Origin of the sequence: Phycicoccus sp. M110.8 (assembly GCF_032464895.1) — a bacterium.
Lineage (GTDB): Bacteria > Actinomycetota > Actinomycetes > Actinomycetales > Dermatophilaceae > Pedococcus.
The window spans coordinates 1,385,737-1,405,918 of the sequence record NZ_JAWDIC010000001.1; the positions used below are offsets into that span (position 1 = coordinate 1,385,737).

At 71.1% G+C, this 20,182-nt stretch carries 19 protein-coding genes and 1 tRNA gene; 10 read left to right on the forward strand and 10 right to left on the reverse strand.

Annotated elements, in window-relative coordinates; translation table 11 throughout:
- Nucleotides 1–3: 3 nt before the first annotated feature.
- Nucleotides 4–264: a MoaD/ThiS family protein gene (locus RKE38_RS06575; RefSeq protein WP_316006644.1), complete on the reverse strand. Its 261-nt coding sequence runs from the start codon at nt 262–264 to the stop codon at nt 4–6.
- An 83-nt stretch (nt 265–347) separates the two neighbouring features.
- On the opposite strand from RKE38_RS06575, the gene RKE38_RS06580 reads away from it, so the two are divergent.
- On the forward strand, nt 348–1,037 hold the full coding sequence (locus RKE38_RS06580; RefSeq protein WP_316006645.1) for a response regulator transcription factor: 690 nt from the start codon (nt 348–350) through the stop codon (nt 1,035–1,037).
- Nucleotides 1,038–1,186: 149 nt separating this feature from the next.
- Here the strand turns inward: RKE38_RS06580 and RKE38_RS06585 are convergent, their stop codons facing one another.
- On the reverse strand, nt 1,187–3,043 hold the full coding sequence (locus RKE38_RS06585) for a bifunctional metallophosphatase/5'-nucleotidase (RefSeq protein WP_316006646.1): 1,857 nt from the start codon (nt 3,041–3,043) through the stop codon (nt 1,187–1,189).
- Nucleotides 3,044–3,156: 113 nt separating this feature from the next.
- Between RKE38_RS06585 and mshD the strand changes: the two genes are divergently transcribed.
- The 7 genes from mshD to pstB all read left to right on the forward strand — a co-directional run bounded on the left by mshD (nt 3,157) and on the right by pstB (nt 11,673).
- Complete coding sequence (gene mshD / locus RKE38_RS06590; protein WP_316006647.1) at nt 3,157–4,137, forward strand: mycothiol synthase; 981 nt, start codon at nt 3,157–3,159, stop codon at nt 4,135–4,137.
- Nucleotides 4,138–4,147: 10 nt separating this feature from the next.
- Nucleotides 4,148–6,406 carry an RNA degradosome polyphosphate kinase gene (locus RKE38_RS06595; protein WP_316006648.1) on the forward strand — a complete coding sequence of 753 codons (2,259 nt, stop codon included), beginning with the start codon at nt 4,148–4,150 and terminating at the stop codon, nt 6,404–6,406.
- Nucleotides 6,403–7,353, forward strand: coding sequence for an NUDIX hydrolase (locus RKE38_RS06600; RefSeq protein ID WP_316006649.1), 951 nt, complete (start codon nt 6,403–6,405; stop codon nt 7,351–7,353). The genes RKE38_RS06595 and RKE38_RS06600 overlap by 4 nt, the downstream gene beginning before the upstream one ends.
- A 210-nt stretch (nt 7,354–7,563) precedes the next feature.
- Nucleotides 7,564–8,697: a phosphate ABC transporter substrate-binding protein PstS gene (gene pstS / locus RKE38_RS06605; protein WP_316006650.1), complete on the forward strand. Its 1,134-nt coding sequence runs from the start codon at nt 7,564–7,566 to the stop codon at nt 8,695–8,697.
- A gap of 185 nt (nt 8,698–8,882) precedes the next feature.
- The gene (gene pstC / locus RKE38_RS06610; RefSeq protein WP_316006651.1) at nt 8,883–9,857 is read left to right on the forward strand and encodes a phosphate ABC transporter permease subunit PstC; all 975 of its coding nucleotides are present in this window, start codon (nt 8,883–8,885) and stop codon (nt 9,855–9,857) included.
- Nucleotides 9,854–10,792 (forward strand): phosphate ABC transporter permease PstA, encoded by a 939-nt coding sequence (pstA, locus tag RKE38_RS06615; protein ID WP_316006652.1) that lies wholly within the window; start codon nt 9,854–9,856, stop codon nt 10,790–10,792. The genes pstC and pstA overlap by 4 nt, the downstream gene beginning before the upstream one ends.
- A gap of 104 nt (nt 10,793–10,896) precedes the next feature.
- Complete coding sequence (gene pstB / locus RKE38_RS06620; RefSeq protein WP_316006653.1) at nt 10,897–11,673, forward strand: phosphate ABC transporter ATP-binding protein PstB; 777 nt, start codon at nt 10,897–10,899, stop codon at nt 11,671–11,673.
- A gap of 55 nt (nt 11,674–11,728) precedes the next feature.
- On the opposite strand, the gene RKE38_RS06625 is transcribed toward pstB, so the two are convergent.
- From RKE38_RS06625 to RKE38_RS06655, 7 genes are all read right to left on the reverse strand, one after another.
- Nucleotides 11,729–12,826, reverse strand: a complete 1,098-nt coding sequence (locus RKE38_RS06625; RefSeq protein WP_316006654.1) for a hypothetical protein — start codon at nt 12,824–12,826, stop codon at nt 11,729–11,731.
- Between the two features lie 261 nt (nt 12,827–13,087).
- Nucleotides 13,088–14,080, reverse strand: coding sequence for an inorganic phosphate transporter (locus tag RKE38_RS06630; RefSeq protein ID WP_316006655.1), 993 nt, complete (start codon nt 14,078–14,080; stop codon nt 13,088–13,090).
- Nucleotides 14,081–14,088: 8 nt separating this feature from the next.
- Nucleotides 14,089–14,715 (reverse strand): DUF47 domain-containing protein, encoded by a 627-nt coding sequence (locus RKE38_RS06635; protein ID WP_316006656.1) that lies wholly within the window; start codon nt 14,713–14,715, stop codon nt 14,089–14,091.
- A gap of 99 nt (nt 14,716–14,814) precedes the next feature.
- Nucleotides 14,815–15,033, reverse strand: a complete 219-nt coding sequence (locus RKE38_RS06640) for a hypothetical protein (protein WP_316006657.1) — start codon at nt 15,031–15,033, stop codon at nt 14,815–14,817.
- Between the two features lie 578 nt (nt 15,034–15,611).
- Complete coding sequence (locus RKE38_RS06645; protein ID WP_316006658.1) at nt 15,612–16,259, reverse strand: hypothetical protein; 648 nt, start codon at nt 16,257–16,259, stop codon at nt 15,612–15,614.
- Between the two features lie 52 nt (nt 16,260–16,311).
- The gene (locus tag RKE38_RS06650) at nt 16,312–16,692 is read right to left on the reverse strand and encodes a zf-TFIIB domain-containing protein (RefSeq protein ID WP_316006659.1); all 381 of its coding nucleotides are present in this window, start codon (nt 16,690–16,692) and stop codon (nt 16,312–16,314) included.
- A 74-nt stretch (nt 16,693–16,766) separates the two neighbouring features.
- Nucleotides 16,767–18,242: an MFS transporter gene (locus RKE38_RS06655; RefSeq protein WP_316006660.1), complete on the reverse strand. Its 1,476-nt coding sequence runs from the start codon at nt 18,240–18,242 to the stop codon at nt 16,767–16,769.
- Between the two features lie 383 nt (nt 18,243–18,625).
- Here RKE38_RS06655 and RKE38_RS06660 point away from each other — a divergent pair, with 383 nt between their 5' ends.
- The gene (locus RKE38_RS06660) at nt 18,626–19,246 is read left to right on the forward strand and encodes a TetR/AcrR family transcriptional regulator (protein ID WP_316006661.1); all 621 of its coding nucleotides are present in this window, start codon (nt 18,626–18,628) and stop codon (nt 19,244–19,246) included.
- Between the two features lie 115 nt (nt 19,247–19,361).
- Nucleotides 19,362–19,434: transfer RNA gene (locus RKE38_RS06665), tRNA-Lys, on the forward strand.
- An 81-nt stretch (nt 19,435–19,515) separates the two neighbouring features.
- Here RKE38_RS06665 and RKE38_RS06670 read toward each other — a convergent pair.
- Entirely contained in the window at nt 19,516–19,974 is a 459-nt protein-coding gene (locus RKE38_RS06670) for an SRPBCC family protein (protein ID WP_316006662.1), read from the reverse strand.
- Nucleotides 19,975–20,182 lie beyond the last annotated feature (208 nt).

The window sequence follows — 20,182 nt, forward strand, 5'->3', positions numbered from 1 at the left end:
CCATCACCCCCCGGCGAACGGGGGCAGGACCTCGACGACGGCTCCCCCGGGCAGGACGTCGGACCGCTGGGCGGCCCGGCCGTCGAGCAGGAGGCTGCTGACGGCCGCCACCGGGGCCAGCCCGGGGCGCAGCGCCGTCGCGGCCGCCAGGGCGTCGCCCACGGTGGCGCAGCCGGTGACGACGTCGCAGTCCGCCCCGGCAGCCGCACGGGCGCCAGCCCAGTAGCGGACGGTCACGGACTGCTGCTCCTGCTCCGACGGCATACCTGCCCCTCTCTGGTGAGACAACGATCTCACCATGCGTACCGCACCCCGGTCACGTCGCCCTGCCCGTATCCTCGACAGGGATGGCCCGACTGCTGCTCCTCACCAACGCGCTGGCACCCAGCGCGGACGTGCTGCCGGCCCTGGGGCTCCTGACCCACCAGGTGCGGGTCATCCCGGCCGAGCCGACCGCGCTGGTCGACGCTCCCCCCGCCGACGCGGTGCTGCTCGACGCCCGCCGCGACCTGGCCGTCGCGCGGTCGCTGTGCCGGGTGCTGCGTGCCACCGGCATGTCCGTGCCGCTGCTCGCGATCCTCACCGAAGGTGGCCTCGCCGCCATCACGGCCGAGTGGGGCGTCGACGACGTGCTGCTCGAGTCCTCCGGGCCGGCCGAGGTCGAGGCGCGCCTGCGCCTGGCCGTGGGCCGGATCGCCGAGGCCCAGGAGCCCGAGGAGGTCCAGATCACCTCCGGCGACGTCACCATCGACGAGGCGACGTACTCCGCGCGCGTCAAGGGCCGCCTGCTCGACCTGACCTACAAGGAGTTCGAGCTCCTGAAGTACCTCGCCCAGCACCCGGGCCGGGTGTTCTCCCGCGCCCAGCTGCTGCAGGAGGTCTGGGGCTACGACTACTACGGGGGCACGCGCACCGTGGACGTCCACGTCCGCCGCCTGCGGGCCAAGCTCGGCTCGGAGTACGAGGTCCTCATCGGGACCGTGCGCAACGTCGGCTACCGCTTCGTCCCCGCCGAGGACATCGTCGCGGACGCCTGAGCTCGCCTGCTCGCCCCCTGCGGGCGGGCGCAGCCACCCTCTGGCCCCCTCCGCGCTGGCGGCTGCGCGCGCCGGCCGCACGAGGACGGCGCCCCACCCGCTCTCGGGTGGGGCGCCGTCGTCGCCGGTCGGGGCACGAGGCCCCGGTCTCAGTTGGCCGTGATCCGGTCCAGCGGGCCCGGGGTGTAGGGCGAGCTCGCCGACAGGTAGTTGGCGAACGCGTCGATGTCCAGGCCGCCGTAGTAGACGTTCGTCCCCTGCGCCATGGTCGGGAAGTTGTCCCCACCACCCTGCAGGAAGTTGTTCGTCACGACGCGGTAGGTCTGGCTGTCGACCAGCGGCTGGCCGTTCACCGTCACCGGCCCGAGCGTGGTGCCCGAGTAGCTGTAGCTGAAGCCCTTGTTCACCTGCAGGATCTTCTTCGCGGAGCCGGAGTTCTTGCCGCTCCACTGCTCGGTGAGCAGCTGCTTGACCTGCGCGCCGGTGAGGTCGAGCGACACGAGGTAGTTGTTGAACGGCTGGACGTTGAAGGCCTCCTCGAAGGTGATGTCGCCGGGCGCCTCGCCGTACTTGCTGTTGCTGTACGTCAGGTCGGTGCGGATGCCGCCCGGGTTCATGAAGGCGATCACTGGCTTCGTGCCACCGGTCACGACGGACGGGTCGGCGAGCTGCGCGTCGGCGATGAGGTCACCGAGCTGGGACTCCCCACCGGCGTTGCCCGCGCGGGTCACGTCGGAGGTGACGTGGCCGATGACCTTGCTCGCGATCGGCGTCACGAGCGTCTTGTAGCGGTCGATGAGGGCCGTCTGGTCGGCGTCCTTGGGGACGTCACGGGTCACGACCATGTTGGCGCTGTCCACCGAGGTGCGGACGATGTCCTGGGTGCGGCGGTCGTAGGTCAGCTCCGTGTCGGTGAAGAGCCGGCCGAACGACGACGCCGAGGTGACCATGCGCGGCTGGCCGGCCGGGTCCTTGATGTCGCAGACGTACGGCTGGTGGGTGTGGCCGGACACGATCATGTCGATGGCCGGGTCGAGGCCCTTGGCGATCGGGATGATCGGGCTGTCAGGAGCCAGGCTGCCGCCCTGCGCACAGGTGTAGTCGTACGTCGGGTTCACGGTGTACGGCTTGTTGTCCGGTCCGTACCAGACCTGCTGGTTCGGGGTGCCACCCTGGTGGATGAGCACGACGATCGCGTTGACGCCCTGGGCCCGCAGGACCGGCACCAGCGCGTTGGCGGTCGCGACCTCGTTCTTGAACTGCAGCCCGGCGACACCGGCCGCGGTGACGATGGTCGGGGTGTCCTGCAGGGTCATGCCGATGAAGCCGATCTTGGCGCCCTTGATGTTCTTGATGGTGTAGGGCGGCAGGATGGTCTTGTCGGTGCCCGAGTAGACGACGTTCGCGGCCAGGTAGTCGAAGTTCGCACCCGTGAAGGTCTTGCCGCCGGGGCAGGAGTCCTGGTTGTTGGCGCCCGTGCCGTCGTCGAGGCAGCCACCGTTCGCCATCCGCTGGAGCTCCTTGTAGCCCTCGTCGAACTCGTGGTTGCCCACGGCGCTCGCGTCGAGGCCGAGCGAGTTCATCGCCTCGATGGTGGGCTCGTCGTGGAAGGCCGCCGACAGCAGCGGCGAGGCGCCGATGAGGTCACCGGCGGCGACGGTCAGCGAGTACGGGTGGCCCTTGCGGGCCTCCTTCAGGTGGGTGGCGAGGTACTCCACGCCCCCGGCGTCCGTGGTGACGTCCTTGGGGATGGGGTTGCCGTTCTTGTCGAGCACGAGCTTGCCATCGGCGTCCTTGGTGAACTCGTGGCCCGTCACGATGCGGCCGCTCGAGCCCGAGGGGGTCTCGAGGTTGCCGTGGAAGTCGTTGAACGACAGGAGCTGGATGTCCATGGTCGGGCCGTTGGCGGCAGCCGTCGAGCTGCCCCCCGTCATGGCCAGGCCGGCGGCGGCCATGGCGGCCACGGCGACGACTCCCGACAGGCGTCGGGTGCGCAGAGAGGTCATGTGTGCGTCCTTGTGCGGAGGTGGGTCCCGGCAGGTGGGCCGGACCCGTGCACGCTAACCGCACCCCGCCGGTTAGGGAAGATGCAGGTGGATGGCGTGGTCCAATGCTTTCCGTGCCGTCACCACGAGTCCGCCCCACCGACACCCTGACCACCGACGAGCGCGACGCCGTGCGCTCCCTCGCCGCGCGCGCGACGCAGTCCGACGGCGTGGGCGCCCTGTCGGAGCAGACGCTCTTCGACCTCGCCGCCGGCCCCGGCCGCGTGCGCCACGTGCTCGCGTATGCCGGGGAGCAGCTGGTGGGGTACGCCCAGCTCTCCGGCGGCCTCGCCGACGGCGGCGCCGGCGGCCGCGAGGACGGCGACGGGGACGAGGGCCCCTCGGGCGAGCTCGTCGTGGACCCGGACCACCGGCGTACCGGCATCGGGCGGGCGCTGCTCGAGGCGGTGCTGGCCGAGGCGGGCGAGGTGCGCCTCTGGGCGCACGGGAACCTGCCCGCGGCCCGGGCGCTCGCCGCAGCAGCAGGGCTCGAGACGGTGCGCGAGCTGCACAAGATGTCCCGCGCGCTCACCCCGGACGACGCCACGTCGCCTGCGACGGCGCTGCCGGCCGGCTACACCGCCCGGGCTTTCGAACCCGGCAGGGACGAGCAGGCCTGGCTGGCCACGAACGCCGCGGCGTTCGCCCACCACCCCGAGCAGGGCCGGATGACGCTGGCCGACCTGCAGGACCGGATGGCGCAGGACTGGTTCGACCCCGCCGGCTTCATCCTCGTGGGCACGGCCGAGGCGCCCGACGCGGTCGCGGCGTTCCACTGGACCAAGGTCGACCCGGAGCAGCGGTCCACGCTCCAGCCCGGCGCCACGGCCGGGGAGGTGTACGTCGTGGGGGTGGACCCCGACCACCAGGGCCGGGGCCTGGGCAAGCCCGTCACCGCCCTCGGCCTGGCCCACCTGGCCCGGCTGGGTCTCCCGGAGGTCGTCCTCTACGTCGACGGCGACAACGCGGCGGCGATACGCACCTACACGGGACTGGGATTCCGCAGCATCATGGTCGACGTGATGTATTCGCGTCCCGTTCACCGCCCCCTGTGAGGATGACCGCATGAGCGTGACCACCGAGGCCGACGACGCCGACACCTTCGACACCGACGAGTCCGGTCACGAGGTGTCGATCGCGAGCGCCCAGCCCCGCGCCGCGAACGGGCGGTTCATGCGGGTCGTGCAGTCGGCGGGGTGGCAGGACGACAGCGGGCTGCCCGCCGACCGGTTCCTGGACCGGGAGATCTCCTGGCTGCAGTTCAACGAGCGGGTGCTGCAGATGGCGGCCGACGAGTCGGTCCCCCTGCTCGAGCGGGCCCGGTTCCTGGCCATCTTCACCTCGAACCTCGACGAGTTCTTCATGGTCCGGGTGGCCGGGCTCAAGCGGCGCATCGCCACCGGCCTCGCGGTCCGCTCCGCGTCCGGGCTCGAGCCGAGGGAGGTGCTCGAGCAGATCTCGCTCGTCGCGCACGAGCTGCAGGCGATGCAGACGGCCGTCTACAAGGACAAGGTGCAGCCGGCCCTCGAGGAGGAGGGCATCTCGATCGTCCGCTGGGACGAGCTCAGCGACGACGAGCGCACCCTGCAGTCCGAGCAGTTCACCGACCAGGTCTTCCCGGTCCTCACGCCCCTGGCCGTCGACCCGGCGCACCCGTTCCCGTACATCTCCGGGCTCTCGCTCAACCTCGCCGTCGTCCTGGTCAACCCCAAGACGGGCAAGGAGCACTTCGCCCGGGTCAAGGTGCCGCCGCTGCTGCCGCGGCTGCTGCACATCGAGCCCGAGGCCGGCGAGCCGGTGACCGCCGACCTCTTCCACACCCGGTTCGTCCCGCTCGAGGACGTCATCGCCGCCCACCTGGACATGCTCTTCCCGGGCATGGAGGTCCAGGAGCACTTCACCTTCCGGGTCACCCGCAACGAGGACCTCGAGGTGGAGGAGGACGACGCCGAGAACCTGCTGGCCGCCCTCGAGAAGGAGCTCACCCGGCGCCGGTTCGGCCCGCCCGTGCGCCTCGAGGTGGACGAGCTCATCGACGACCACGTGCTCGACATGCTCGTGCGCGAGCTCGGCGTGAGCGAGAGCGAGGTCTACCGGCTCCCGGCCCCGCTGGACCTGCGCAGCCTCAACCTCGTCGCCGACCTCGAGCGGTCCGACCTGCGGTACCCGCCGTTCCGCGGCATGTCCCACCCGGACCTCGCGCCCGCCGAGAGCTCCAAGGCCTCGGACATCCTGCCGGTGGTCCGCGACAAGGACGTCCTGCTGCAGCACCCGTACGACTCGTTCTCGACGTCGGTGCAGGCCTTCATCGAGCAGGCGGCCGCCGACCCGCACGTGCTGGCGATCAAGCAGACGCTGTACCGCACGAGCGGCGACTCGCCCATCGTCGACGCGCTCATCGACGCGGCCGAGGCGGGCAAGCAGGTCCTGGCCATCGTGGAGATCAAGGCCCGCTTCGACGAGCAGAACAACATCTCCTGGGCCCGCAAGCTCGAGCACGCGGGGGTGCACGTCGTCTACGGCATCGTCGGGCTCAAGACCCACGCCAAGCTCTGCATGGTCGTGCGCCAGGAGAGCGACGGCGGCCTGCGCCGCTACTGCCACATCGGCACCGGCAACTACAACGGCAAGACCGCCCGGCTCTACGAGGACTTCGGGCTGCTCACGTCCGACCCGCAGGTCGGCGACGACCTCGCCCGGCTGTTCAACCAGCTCTCCGGGTTCGCGCCGCGCAGCAAGTTCAAGCGGCTGCTCGTCGCCCCCCGGTCGATCCGCAGCGGGCTGGTCGAGCGGATCGAGGCCGAGATCGACCACGTGAAGGCCGGCCGGCCTGGCCTGGTCCAGATCAAGGTGAACTCGATCGTCGACGAGCAGGTCATCGACGCGCTGTACCGGGCGTCCATGGCCGGCGTGCACGTCGACGTCTGGGTGCGCGGTATCTGCGCGCTGCGGCCCGGTGTCGAGGGCCTGTCCGAGAACATCGAGGTGCACTCGGTCCTCGGCCGCTTCCTCGAGCACTCCCGCGTGTTCCACTTCGGCGGCGGGGGCGAGCCCGAGATCTGGATCGGCAGCGCCGACATGATGCACCGCAACCTCGACCGACGCGTCGAGGCCCTGGTCCGCATCGCCGAGCCCCGGCACGTCGAGGACCTGCGCTGGCTGCTCGCGCGCGGCATGAGCGACGAGTACGCCCACTGGCGCCTGGGCTCCGACGGACGCTGGACGCGGGTCAACACCGGACCCGACGGCGAGCCGCTGCTCGACCTGCAGGCCACCCTCATCGAGCAGCACACCAAGCGCCGCCGCAAGGCCCGCCGCCGTTGAGCACCCCCATCCCGGCCGCGGGGACGCTGCCCTGGCGACGTCGACGCGGCCAGCTCGAGGTCGCCCTCGTGCACCGGCCCAAGTACGACGACTGGTCGTGGGCCAAGGGCAAGCTCGACCCGGGTGAGCCCTGGCCGGTGGCCGCGGTGCGCGAGACCGTCGAGGAGACCTCGCTCGAGGTCGGGCTCGGGCGGCCGTTGCCCGGTGCCTCGTACACCGTGCTCGACGGCGCCGGGCAGCCCGCCACCAAGGAGGTCCGCTACTGGGCGGCGGAGGTCACCCGGCCGCCGGGTCCGCTCACCAACGAGGTGGACGAGGTCCGCTGGCTCGACGTCGTCGCGGCCTCGGACCGGCTCGACTACGCGCGCGACCGCGAGCAGCTGCGGGCGCTCGTGCGCGCCGACCACGCCGGCACCCTGACGACCTGGCCGCTCGCGCTCGTGCGGCACGCGCACGCGGTCGGGCGCGGCTCCTGGCCCGGTGAGGACCCGCTGCGCCCCCTCAGCGCCGCGGGGCGCGACCGGGCCGCGCAGCTCGGCGCGCTGCTCGCGGCATACGCCGTGCGCCGGCTCGTGAGCTCACCGTCGGTGCGGTGCACCGACACGGTGCGCCCGTATGCCGCGCTGCGCGGCATACCCCTGCGCACCAAGGACGGGCTCAGCGAGGAGGGCTACGAGGCGGACCCGACCCGGGCGGGTCGGCACCTCGAGCGGTTGCTGGAGCGGGGCGTGCCCTCGGCGCTGTGCAGCCACGGACCGGTGCTGCCGGACCTGCTCGCCCGCCTGTGCGACCGCGTCGACGACACCGAACCGGACGCCGGCGCCACCCGTGCGGTGCTGCGCGAGGCGGCCGCCGAGAAGATGGCCAAGGGTGAGGCGCTGGTCGTCCACCTCGCCGGGACCGGCGCCGGCGCGCGGGTCGTCGCGGTGGAGCGACACCTGCCCTGACCTGCGGCTTCGGCCAGGACCTGACCTGCTCCTGACCCGCCGTTCACCCGGCGGTCGGGTGGCCGTGCTGGGGCCGCCGTCCAGAGTCTGGGTGTTGTTCACCGTCCGTTCACCTGCGACGGGCCGCCGCGTCACCAACCCTCCCTACCTTCAGGGTCGTCGGGCAGTGCGCCCGCCCCGAGTTTCCCCCTGTGGAGAGGTTTGAACACCGTGAAGATCCAGCGTCTCGGCCTCGTGGCCAGCGTGGCCCTGGTCGGCTCCATCGCGCTGTCCGCGTGCGGCTCCGACAACAACACCGGCTCCGGTGCCAGCGCGTCGGGCTCGTCGTCGTCCTCCGGCGCCGCGTCGTCCGACTGCCCCCAGGGCGGCGGCACGCTCAACGCCGAGGGCTCGTCCGCCCAGAAGAACGCGATCGAGGAGGCCATCTCGAGCTTCCAGGACGCGTGCTCGGGCACGACCGTCAACTACAACCCGACCGGCTCCGGCGCGGGCATCAAGCAGTTCATCGCCGGCCAGGTCGACTTCGCCGGGTCCGACTCGGCGCTGAAGACCAAGCCCAAGGACGGCAAGGTCGAGGCCGATGAGGCCGCCAAGTACTGCGGCTCCCCCGCGTGGAACCTGCCGATGGTGACCGGCCCGATCGCGATCTCCTACAACCTCAAGGGCGTCGACAAGCTCGTCCTGACGCCGTCCGTCGCCGCTCAGATCTTCAACGGCAAGATCACGTCCTGGAACGACAAGGCCATCGCGGCCGTCAACCCCGGCGTCACCCTGCCGAACGAGCCGGTCAAGGTCTTCTTCCGCTCCGACGAGTCGGGCACGACCGAGAACTTCACCAAGTACCTCAACGCCGCCGCCCCCAAGGACTGGACGGCTGAGCCGGGCAAGACCTGGACGGGCAAGGGCGAGGGCAAGCCCAAGTCCGACGGTGTCGCGAACGCGGTCAAGTCGACCGAGGGTGGCATCACCTACGCCGAGTGGTCCTACGCCAAGGACAACAAGCTGGGCATCGCGCAGATCGACAACGGCGGCGGCGCCGTCGAGCTCACCGGCGAGTCCGTGGGCAAGGCCGTGGCGGCCGCGAAGCAGGACGGCGAGGGCAACGACCTGCGCCTGAAGCTCGACTACGCCACCAAGGAGGCCGGCGCGTACCCGATCCTCCTCGTCACCTACGAGATCGTCTGCTCCAAGGGCAAGGACCCGAAGAAGACCGAGCTGACCAAGGCCTTCCTCAAGCACTTCGCCGACAAGCAGACCCAGCAGTCCCTCGAGGAGATCGGCTACGCGCCGCTCCCCGACGAGGTGCAGTCCAAGGTCGAGGCCGCGATCTCCGCGCTCTCCTGACCGACCGGGTGCCGCGGGGCTCGACAGCCCCGCGGCACCCGTGCTGCGTCCCCCCCGCGCAGCACAGCACGACCCCCGCGGCAGCCGTGTCACGGAGAAGCACCACCCGAGCACCACCACCGCAACACCCCAGCAGCACCAGATCCCCACATCCCCCACATCCCAGAGGCATCCCAGTGGCAACAGTGACCGGAAGGACGCTCGAAGGCGACCTGCAGGGCGACCGCGCAGGCACCGGACGGCTCGGCGACCGCCTGTTCGGCGGCGCCGCGAAGGCCTCGGGCGGCCTCGTCATCGGCATCGTCACCCTCGTCGGCCTCTTCCTGCTGTGGCAGGCGATCCCCGCCATCGCCGACGACAAGGTCAACTTCCTCACCTCGCGGGAGTGGGCGGTCGGCGACCCGACCAACCTGCGGTTCGGCATCCTCGAGCTGCTGTGGACCACCGTGGTGGCCTCCACCATCGCGATGCTGATCGCCGTCCCCGTCGGGGTCGGCGTCGCCCTGTTCATCACCCAGTACTCGCCGCGCTGGCTGGCCAAGCCGGCCGCCAACCTCGTCGACCTGCTCGCGGCTGTCCCGTCGATCGTCTACGGCCTGTGGGGCCTGAAGACCTTCGGCCCGAAGTTCGACCCGGTGCAGGGCTGGCTGACCGACCACCTGTCGTGGTTCCCGCTGTTCTCCAAGACCTCGACCAGCGGCGGCACGATCCTGTTCATCGGGGTCGTGCTCGCCATCATGATCCTGCCGATCGTCACCGCGCTGTCGCGCGAGGTCTTCGCCCAGACGCCCACGGCGCACAAGGAGGGAGCGCTCGCCCTCGGCGCCACGCAGTGGGAGATGATCCGCACCGCCGTGCTGCCGTTCGGCCGGCCGGGTGTCATCTCCGCCGCCATGCTGGCCCTGGGCCGCGCGCTCGGCGAGACCATCGCCGTGACGATCATCGTGTCGTCCCTGGCGCCGGGCACGCCGTGGAGCTGGTCGGTCCTCAACGGTGGCGAGACCTTCGCCTCGCGGATCGCCAACAACGCCAGCGAGTTCGACTCCCCCGCGAAGACGGGCGCGTTCATCGCGGCCGGCCTCGTGCTGTTCGTGCTGACCTTCGTGGTCAACGCGATCGCGCGGGTCGTCATCGAGCGCAGGAAGGCCTTCACCGAATGAGCACCGACACCGTCGCCCCCGGCCGCACCGTCGGCTCGACCGGGTCCTCCCGGCCCGGTGCCCCCGTGCCGGTCCTGGGCCACCCCGCGCGGCGTCGCGAGGCCAAGGACCTGCTCGCGCGGGTCGTCATGTGGCTGGCGTTCGCCCTCGCCCTCGTGCCGCTCGTCTGGATCCTGTGGACCGTGGTGTCCAAGGGCTTCCACCTGCTCCTCGAACCACAGTGGTGGACCAACTCCCAGAAGGGCATCACCTCACGGCGTGAGGGCGGCGGTGCCGTCCACGCCATCCAGGGCACCCTGATCCAGGGGCTGGTCACCGCGGCCATCTCCGTGCCGATCGGCGTGATGACGGCGATCTACCTCGTCGAGTACGGCCGCGGGCGGTTCGCCAGGGCGGTGTCGTTCATGGTCGACATCCTCACCGGCGTCCCCTCGATCGTGGCCGGCCTGTTCGTGTATGCCGTGTGGGTCACGACGTTCGGGTTCCAGCGGGTGGGCTTCGCGGTCTGCCTGTCGCTGGTGCTGCTCATGATCCCGGTCGTCGTGCGCTCGACCGAGGAGATGCTCAAGCTGGTCCCGAACGAGCTGCGCGAGGCGTCGTACGCGCTCGGCGTGCCGAAGTGGCGCACCATCGCCCGGGTCGTCCTGCCGACCGCCTTCTCGGGCATCATCACGGGCATCCTGCTCGGCCTGGCCCGCGTCATGGGCGAGACCGCGCCGCTGCTGATCCTCGGCCCGTACACGAAGTCGATCGCGACCGACCTCTTCGGCGGCTACATGGCGACACTGCCGACGATGATCAACCAGGACCGCACCGAGAGCCTGCAGCCGGCCATCGACCGCGTGTGGGCCGCGGCGCTCACGCTCATCCTGCTCGTGCTGCTGCTCAACCTCGCCGGTCGCTTCGTCGCCCGCTTCGGCTCGGTGAAGAAGTAGCACCCCACGTGAGGCACACGGCATACCGCGACGGAGCGGCGCCGGCACCCACCTCCCCCGACATCCCCTGAGACCACATCCCATCCCGAAGGACGAACAACCCCATGGCCAAGCGAATCGACGTCAGCGACCTGAACGTCTACTACGGCGCCTTCAAGGCGGTCGAGGGCGTGACCATGACGGTCGAGCCGCGGTCGGTGACCGCGTTCATCGGACCGTCCGGCTGCGGCAAGTCGACGTTCCTGCGCACCCTGAACCGCATGCACGAGGTGATCCCCGGCGGACGCGTCGAGGGCAAGGTCATGCTCGACGACCAGGACCTGTACGCCTCGAACGTCGACCCCGTGGCGGTGCGCCGGACCGTCGGCATGGTCTTCCAGCGACCGAACCCGTTCCCGACGATGTCGATCTACGACAACGTCGCAGCCGGGCTGCGCCTCAACGGCGTCAAGGGCAAGAAGAAGCTCGACGAGGTCGTGGAGAAGTCCCTGCAGGGCGCGAACCTGTGGAACGAGGTCAAGGACCGGCTCGACAAGCCCGGCGCCGGGCTCTCCGGTGGCCAGCAGCAGCGGCTGTGCATCGCGCGGGCCATCGCGGTTGAGCCGCAGGTGCTGCTCATGGACGAGCCGTGCTCGGCCCTCGACCCGATCTCGACCCTGGCGATCGAGGACCTCATCTCCGAGCTCAAGGAGACGTACACGATCGTCATCGTGACCCACAACATGCAGCAGGCTGCGCGGGTCTCGGACCAGACGGCGTTCTTCAACCTCGCCGCGACCGGCAAGCCCGGCAAGCTGATCGAGGTCGACGACACCCAGAAGATCTTCAACAACCCCAGCGTCAAGGCCACCGAGGACTACATCTCCGGCCGCTTCGGCTGACCCACCCCACCGCCCCGTCCCCGCCACCGAAACCCCACTTGTTGCCACTTAGTGGTCACCACGTGGGGTTTCGACGTCCCGGGTGACGACTTCGTGGCAACAAGTGCGCGGCGACGCGGGGTCCGCCGGACAGGTCGCGCCAGTCCCTCAGCTCGTCCCCCTGGCCCTGCCGCCACAAGCACCGCACCCGTGCGGCGTCTGCACGCCGCCGCGCCCTGACCAGGACGGCGTCCAGACCAGCCCCGCCGTCACGCAGCTCGGCCGTTCCCCAGCGCGCCACCACCAGACCCATCGACTCGAGCTCCCGCTCCCGGTCGCGCTCGCGCAGCATGAAGGTCGCGGCGCGGTCGGCGTCCCACTGCTCGTCGAAGCTGCCGAGATACTTGCTCCGCCCGTCGGCCTCGCCGACGATGCCGAGACCGCCCCAGAGAAGGTCCACCCTGCCGACGAAAGATCCATCAAGGCGGTGGATCGCGACCTGGCTCATAGGCGGCGGCCAACCGAGGGCCACCGCCGTCGCCACCGAAGCCGACTCCAGCCAGGACTCCCGCCGACCCTCGGTCAGCACGATCCCGAGGTCCGCCGTGCGTATGCCGGGCCACCTGCGTTGGCGACGTCGCACCGCCTGGAGCTCCTCGACAGTCACCATCCCACGACCCACCGCGGCATCGGCGATCGCCAGCCCGTCACGCAGCCGTAGGGTGCGCAGGCAGTCGACGACAGTCCGCGCCACCGTGGTCACGCACACGCCGTCCACCCCCGCCACGTCGTCGGGCGGCAGCGCTCCGTCGAGGACGCGCCGCCAGTCGTCCGTCGCCGCCGTGCGGGTCGTCTCGCGCGCCGTGAGGCAGACGCTCGAGCCCATGGGTCCCCACGGCTGCGGGAGTCCGTGGAGAAGGGCAGCCGTGGCGTGGCTGATCACCGAGCCGGCCACCGAGACCTGTCCTGCGCGCGCGAGGCCCAGGTGCGCTGCGGCCGGCGACAGGGCCGACCACGCCGCACTGACGGCATACACCTGCGGGGCAGGCACCACGAGTTGTCCGCGCCTCACGGCACCCGCGATAGCCGTGCTGGTCAGGCCGAGGGCGTGCGCCTCACGGGCGAGGAACGGTTGGGGAAGGGTGAGCCAGGTGGCCTCGGGGGTGGTTCGCACCCGCCGACGATGACTGGTACTGCGCCCGTGAGGTCGGGATGCCCTCCTGGCTGTGGACGACGACGCCGCCTGCCACAGCCTGTGGACGGTCCCACCCTTGGCCTCGCCCCGCGGTCGGTTTGCCGCGCACTTGTTGCCACGTGGTGGTCACCGCAGCCCCGGAACCTGCCCCGAGTGACCATCAGGTGGCAACAAGTGGGGAAAGTCGGCGCGGCGCGGGACGGACAGGGGTGTCCGACGCGCGAAGACGTGAGCCGGTGGTCAGACGAAGAGGTGGATGACCCAGAAGCCGAGGGCGGCGACGATGCCGGCGCCGGGGAAGGTCAGGACCCACGCGCCGACGATGTTGCCGGCCACGCCCCACCGCACGGCCGAGAGCCGCTTGGTCGCCCCGACACCCATGATCGCCGAGGTGATCGTGTGCGTCGTCGAGATCGGGGCGCCGAACGCCAGGCCCGCGACGTACAGGATCGAGGCCGCGGTCGTCTCGGCGGCGAAGCCCTGCGGCGGGTCGAGGTGGATGATGCGGCGGCCGAGGGTGCGCATGATCCGCCAGCCACCGGCATACGTGCCGAGGGAGATGACCACCGCGGAGATGAGCAGCACCCACAGCGGCACGTTGTTGCCCGAGTGGTACCCACCGACGGTGAGGGCGAGGACGACCACGCCGACCGTCTTGGACGCGTCCTGCAGGCCGTGGCCGAACGCCATCGCGGCGGCCGACGCGGTCTGCGCGTAGCGGAACCCTCGCGACACCTTGCCGGGCTGGGCGCCCCGGAAGAGCCACAGGATCACGGTCATCACGATGTAGCCGAGGATCACGCCGACGATCGGCGAGAGCACCATCGGGATGACGACCTTCTCCCAGATGCCGTGCCACTTCACGGTGGCGCCGGCAGCCAGGGCCGCACCGCCGAGCCCGCCGATGAGGGCGTGCGAGGACGACGAGGGCAGGCCGTACCACCAGGTGAGCAGGTTCCACCCGATGGCGCCGATGAGCGCGGCCGCGACGATGACCAGGCCCGTCGTGCCCACGGGGGCGTCGATGATGCCCTTGCCCACGGTGTCGGCGACCTTCTTGCCGAAGAACGCACCGCAGAGGTTGGCGACGGCAGCCATGGCGAGGGCGACGCGCGGGGTGAGCGCGCGCGTCGACACCGAGGTGGCGATCGCGTTGGCGGCGTCGTGGAAGCCGTTGGTGTAGTTGAACCCCATCGCCAGGGCGATGACGATCCCGACCGGAAGCCATTCCATGAGGTGGCTCAGGACTCCTTGACCGCGATGCTCTCGACCTTGTGCGCGACGCTCTCGAACGCGTCGGCCGCGGCCTCGAGCTCCTCGACGACCTCCTTGAGCTTCATGATGGTGATGGCGTCGTTGCCGAAGTCACCGTTGAAGAGGCCCGCGAGGAGGCGGCGGTAGGTCTGGTCGGCCTGGTTCTCGAGGCGGTTGATCTCGATCCAGTACTCGGAGAGGTCCTTCATCGAGCGCAGCCGCGGCATGGCCTCGGCAGTGAGCTCGGACATCCGGGAGAGCACCTCGACCTGGTCGGACACGCCGGCCGGGAGGTCGCCCACGCGGTAGAGCACGATGAGGTCGACGGCCGCGTCCATGAGGTCCATGCAGTCGTCGAGCGCGGAGGCCAGGCCGTGGATGTCCTCGCGGTCGAACGGCGTGATGAACGAGCTGTTGACCTTGCGGATGATCTCGTGGGTCGCCTCGTCGGCGGCGTGCTCGATCTCGCGCATGCGGGTCGCGATCGAGTCGCGCTCCTCGGTCCCGGCGCCGAGCATCTTGGTCAGCTCACGCGAGCCCTCGACGAGGTTCGATGCGGACTTGGCGAACAGGTCGTAGAAGCTGTTCTCCTGGGGGGTGAGGCGAAAGCCCACGGTTCTCTCCGGTCATGCGGGGGGATGGCCGGAGACGATGCTACGGGCAAGGGCGCTCAGGAGCGCAACCCGGCTGGGTGCAGGTCGGACGGGTACAGGTCAGACGTGCAGGCGGGCGGACGAACGGTGCGGCGCCGCCGGACCGCCCTCGGGCGCGCTGCGGTGGCCCCTGACCAGGCCCAGGGCGCGGTCGATCTCCTCGTCGGTGAGGGGTCGCTCGCTCGCGGATGCCGCGACCACGAGGTCCCCGACGAGCTCGATCTCGTCCTGCAGGGCGTCGTCGGTGAGGTCGCCACCGGCGTCCGGGTCCGTGGTCATGGAACGACGCTAACCGAGCGGCCCGTGCGCAGGGCAGTCTCCTTTGCCATCTCTTGACCGCCGGGACCGCAGAACCACCCATCCGAGTCATGGAATCCGGTAGTGACTAGTTACTCCCCCCGTGCCGGATGATGGGCGTATGCCGGGCACCGAGCCGTTGCCGTCCCCTGCGGGCGGCCTCCCTGCCGTCACACCGAGCGGCGCCGTCGAGGTGGTGCTGGAGGAGCGGGGCTCCTTCGCGCACGCGACCTGCGCAGCGTGCGGCTGGTCCGGCCCGGGACGGCGGTCACGCGCGACAGCCCGCGACGACGCCGAGACCCATGCCGCGGCCTGCCCGGGGGGACGGGCCGCCACCGCTCAGCCGGCGGGCGCACCGAGGGCTCCTGCACCGAGGGCGCCGGCACCATGACCGGACGGATGTCGTGCGCCGGGCCGGGAGCGCCTCACGGCGCGTGGCCGCTCGTAGCGGCTTCAGTTGGGACCCGGGGCTACCGCGGCCCGGCGCACGTCCGACTGTAACCCGCGCATGCCGGGGAATGTTCCCCGAGCCCACGAGGCCCCGTGCCGCAAGGGGCCGTTCAGGTGAGCTCTCCTGCGCGCCACAGGTGGGCGCCGGCCTCGAGGTCCTCCGCCGTGGTGAGCATGTTCGCGGCCCGCCGGGTCTGCCGGCCGGCCGCCTCGCGGTCTGTCACGTCCGTGCTGTGGGCCCGGTCGGCACGACCCGCCGCGACGACCCGGCAGAACGCCGCCGCCCGCTGCAGCGCCAGGTCGAGGTCTCCCGAGAACACCCCGCGCAGGACCGTGTCGGTGAGGGCCTGCAGCTCCGCCGGGCCGGGCGGCTCGGCGACGCCGGCGACGACGTGGTTGACGTCGGTGAAGCGCATCCCGGCGGCGTAGTCGGCGCTGGCCTCCTCGGGGTTGCGCTGCACCCACTCGCGAAGCGCGTAGAGCCGCCACAGCACGCCCGGCAGGCTGCGGGCCGGGCGGTCGGCCCACAGCTCCGCCACGGTCGACAGCCCGAGCTCGTCGACGAGCGAGACGAGTCGCTCCGTGAGCGCCGGGTCCTCCGCGGCCCGCCCGGTGCCGACGAGCACCGCCGCGGTCTCGTGGGCGATCTCGGTCACCTGGGCGGGGTCGGGGACGGTGCCGCCCTGGGTCTCCATGGCGGCGGGGCTGAAGAAGGCGGGGCGGCGGGGGTTGTCACGTCCGCTGGGCTCGTTGCGCATCGCCGTCCATCCTCCCACCGCTGCGCCGGGGAGGCCGGTGTCGGAGCGCAGGTCAGTCGAACAGCTCGCTGAGGAAGGACTTGCGCCGCCGCTGGCCGTGGGAGCCGTAGGGCGACTTGGACGTGGCCCGGTACGGCGCGGGGTGGCCCTGCGCAGGGGGCTGCTGCCAGGGGTTCTGGCCCTGCTGGTACTGCGGCTGCCGCTGGTACTGCTGCCCCTGATATGGCGGCTGCCCCTGGTACTGCTCGCCCTGGGGCGGCCCGGCCTGGGGCGGCACCTGCGCGTGCCAGGCGTTCTCCGCCGCCACGAGCGCCTCGAGCTCACCGCGGTCGAGGAACAGCCCGCCGCACCCGGTGCACTGGTCGACGTGGACCTGGTTCCGCTCGTAGCTGCGCATCTCGGAACCGCACTTGGGACAGGTCAGGGTGCTCATGTCCGGCCAACGGGTCGGCCCCTCGAGCGGTTCCGGCGGTCTGCGACCGGGCGGACCGACCTCCAGCGCGGCGCTCAGGCCTGCTCCAGCTCCAGGGCGTGCTCGTCCACGCTGCGCGAGTCGGTGAGCGACAGCGCGCCCCACACGGCGACCACGCCCACCACGGCGGACAGCACGGCATACGTGATGCGCTCACCGTGGACGAACGACGCGACGAGCTCCGCGCTCCACGCCCCCACCGGCAGCGTGGTCGTGACGAGGACCGCCACGAGGCTGCCGACCACCGCGATGCCCAGGCTGCTGCCGATCTCCTGGGCCGTGTCGTTGAGGGCGGCGCCGATGGACGTGCGGTTGTGCGGCATGGCCTCGACGAGCGCCACCGCACAGATCGTCATGACGGTGCGCAGGCCGATGGTCAGGACGACCAGGGATGCCGCGATCGCCGGGTACCCGTGGACGACGCCCCAGGACAACCCGGCCAGCGCGCCGGCGAGCAGGACCGCCCCGACGAGGCAGGCGACCCGGTGGCCGAACCGGGCAGCGAGCCCCTCCGACAGCGGCGTCGCCAGCACCATGGTGACGATGAGCGGCAGGTTGGCCAGTCCGGCGCGGACCGGGCTCCAGCCGTAGGCGTACTGGAAGAGCAGGATCAGCCCGAACATCACTCCCGCCATGGCGATCGCCGTGCCGACCTGGGCCACGGCTGCGCCGCGGACCGTGCGGTGCGACAGGAGCCCGAGGTCGAGCATCGGGAACGCGGTCCGGCGCTCCCGGCGGACGAAGAGGCAGAGAGCGGCGACGGCCGCGACGACGGAGGCGATGGTGGCCGCCGAGAGCCAGCCGAACTCGACCCCGCTGGTGAGGGACCAGCAGGCCAGGCCGATCGTCGCGATGCTCAGGCCTGCGCCGGGCAGGTCGAGCCGGTCCCGGGTGAGGTCGTCCGGGCGGTCGGCCGGCACCCCGCGGCGGACGCCGAGCCAGGCGAGGAGGGCGATGGGTCCGTTGGCCAGCAGCAGCCACTCCCACCGCACGTGGGCGAGGGCGGTGCCGCCGAGCAGCGGGCCGAGGACGAAGCCGGACATGCCGACGACGATCATCACGGTCATCGCCCGCATCCGCAGGGCCTGCTCGTCGAACAGGCGGAAGACCAGCGAGTTGGTGATGGGCGCCATGGCCGCGGCTGCGATGCCGAGCGCGGCACGCAGGCCGATGAGCTCGCCGACGGAGGTCACGGCCACGACGGCCAGGCTGAGCGAGCCGAAGAGCGCGAGACCGGCGAGCAGCACCCGGCGGCGCCCCAGGCGGTCCGCGAGGGAACCGGCGGTGAGGAGCAGGCCCCCGAAGGTGAGGGAGTAGGCGCCGGTGACCCACTGCAGGGCGGTCGTGCCGCTGCCGAGGTCCCGGCCGATCGTGGGCAGGGCGATGGTCAGGAGCGTGTTGTCGACCATCTCGACGAAGAACGCGAGGCACAGGGCTGCGAGCGGGACCCACGCGGACCGCAGCGAGGTGTGGACGCGGGGGACGGGTGGGGTGGCGGTCGTGGCCGTCATGGGGACCTCCTCTTATCGAACGCTGTTCGTTAGTCGAACACAGTTCGATAAAATAGAACGATGTTCGAGAAAACGCAACCGATCGGTTTCCGGTGTGGTGGGATGGCCGCATGAGCCCCCAGTCGGAGCGTGCCGCCGGACGACCGCCACAGCGCGGCCGACCTGCGGCGAACGGCGGGCGAGGCCCCGCGGGAAGCGGCGGGCAAGGGCAGGCGGGAAGCGGCGGGCGAGGCCGGGCGGGAAGCGGCGGGCGAGGCCGGGCAGGAAGCGACGGGCGAGGCCCGGCGGGAAGCGGCCGGCCCGACAGCAGGACGGGCGGAGGTCGTGCCGGGCGCGAGCGCCGCCGGGCCTCGCACTCGCTCGACTCGGTCCTCACCGAGGCGGTGGCCCTGCTCGACGAGTCGGGCGAGCAGGCCCTCACGTTCCGCGCCCTCGCGGCCCGGCTCGGCGGTGGCGTCGCCAGCATCTACTGGTACGTCTCGAGCCGGGACGAGCTGCTCGACCGGGCCGCCGACCACGTCCTGGGCGACGTCCTCGACGCGGTCGAGGCCGTCGGCGACGGCGAGCCGATCGAGGACCTGCGCACCATCGCCGTGACGCTCTTCGACGCGATCGTCGACCGGCCGTGGCTCGGCGCGTACTTCATGCGCGACACCGAGACCCAGCCCAACGCCCTGCGCCTCTACGAGAAGCTGGGCCAGCAGGTGCTGCGCCTCGACCTCACGACGCGGCAGCAGTTCCACGCCGTGTCCGCCGTCGTGGGGTTCGTGGTGGGTACCGCGGCCGACATGGGCCAGGACACGCCGGACGTCGTCAGGTCCGGCGAGGTGGGGCGGGAGGAGTACCTCGAGCGGTATGCCGAGCAGTGGCGGTCCCTCGACCCCGGCCGGTTCCCGTTCATCCACCACGTGGTCGACGAGTTCGCCGGCCACGACGACGCCGAGCAGTTCCGCGCCGGACTCGACCTGCTCCTCGCGGGCCTGCGGCTCCAGGCAGGGTCCTGAGCCGTCCCCGCGCGGCTCGCCGGCGGGGACAGCACCAGTAGCCTGTCCCCGGCGGCGATCGCGGCACGGCTTCCTCGACCATCCGGCAGGGGCTCGCTCGAAGTCCTGATCCCCCGGGCCTCTAGCTCAATTGGCAGAGCTGCGGACTTTTAATCCGTAGGTTGTGGGTTCGAGCCCCACGGGGCCCACACAACCGCAGGTCACGGGCCGCTCTGGGCCCATCCAGACGTCCCGGGTCATCGAGATCTGGGAGTGCCCCGCAGGGCGCCTCAGCCAGCGGCCGTTGCCCTTTGGCCGCTCGACTCCATGAGTGCCTTCAACCTCTCCAGGGCACGGTGGTCCTCCCGCCGCTCGGCTCGATCCACGAGCTTGTCGAGCGCACCGAGCCGCCAGACCGACTGCCGCCGGCGGCTCAACGTAACCCGCGTCCCCGAGCCCTCGGCGTCAAAGGTGTACGTCTCCGTTCCCTCGAGAGCCATCGACCACTTGTCAACGATGCGCTTGTTCGCGACGAACTCGGTGAACACGCCGAAGATCTCGAACTGAACTCCCGGCGCCGGCCTCATCTTCCAGACGTGGAAGGTCCCGACTCCTTCCGGCGTCACGTGTGACTGCGTGATTTCTTCCCGACTTGTGGGGTTGAGTGTCAGCCAGTTGCGCGGATCCTTGAACCAGTTGAACACCTGCTCCACTGGCGCCCCGATGTAGACGCTGTGACTCTCCGACATGACGGTCTTCTCCTGACGAAGTGGACGAGCTGCGGGACGTCGTGGATGTGGTCCCCCCTCACGTTCGCGCGACAGACCAGGCAGTCGAGAGGGCCCCTGGTCCCGACGTCCGAGATCGACCAGCCGACGGTGTCCCGGTGCGGCCACCGCGGGCGTCCCACCAAGCCGGACGTCCACTCATGACGAATGCCTGTCCGTGGCTGTCGCA

Bases quoted from the DNA above. Each gene is read 5' to 3' on its own strand.
- RKE38_RS06640 (WP_316006657.1), bottom strand. From the start codon at position 15,033: ATGACCACGGACCCGGACGCCGGTGGCGACCTCACCGACGACGCCCTG.
- RKE38_RS06575 (WP_316006644.1), bottom strand. From the start codon at position 264: ATGCCGTCGGAGCAGGAGCAGCAGTCCGTGACCGTCCGCTACTGGGCT.
- RKE38_RS06595 (WP_316006648.1), top strand. From the start codon at position 4,148: ATGAGCGTGACCACCGAGGCCGACGACGCCGACACCTTCGACACCGAC.
- pstB (WP_316006653.1), top strand. From the start codon at position 10,897: ATGGCCAAGCGAATCGACGTCAGCGACCTGAACGTCTACTACGGCGCC.
- RKE38_RS06580 (WP_316006645.1), top strand. From the start codon at position 348: ATGGCCCGACTGCTGCTCCTCACCAACGCGCTGGCACCCAGCGCGGAC.
- RKE38_RS06630 (WP_316006655.1), bottom strand. From the start codon at position 14,080: ATGGAATGGCTTCCGGTCGGGATCGTCATCGCCCTGGCGATGGGGTTC.
- RKE38_RS06655 (WP_316006660.1), bottom strand. From the start codon at position 18,242: ATGACGGCCACGACCGCCACCCCACCCGTCCCCCGCGTCCACACCTCG.
- RKE38_RS06645 (WP_316006658.1), bottom strand. From the start codon at position 16,259: ATGCGCAACGAGCCCAGCGGACGTGACAACCCCCGCCGCCCCGCCTTC.
- RKE38_RS06650 (WP_316006659.1), bottom strand. From the start codon at position 16,692: ATGAGCACCCTGACCTGTCCCAAGTGCGGTTCCGAGATGCGCAGCTAC.
- pstA (WP_316006652.1), top strand. From the start codon at position 9,854: ATGAGCACCGACACCGTCGCCCCCGGCCGCACCGTCGGCTCGACCGGG.
- RKE38_RS06585 (WP_316006646.1), bottom strand. From the start codon at position 3,043: ATGACCTCTCTGCGCACCCGACGCCTGTCGGGAGTCGTCGCCGTGGCC.
- RKE38_RS06670 (WP_316006662.1), bottom strand. From the start codon at position 19,974: ATGTCGGAGAGTCACAGCGTCTACATCGGGGCGCCAGTGGAGCAGGTG.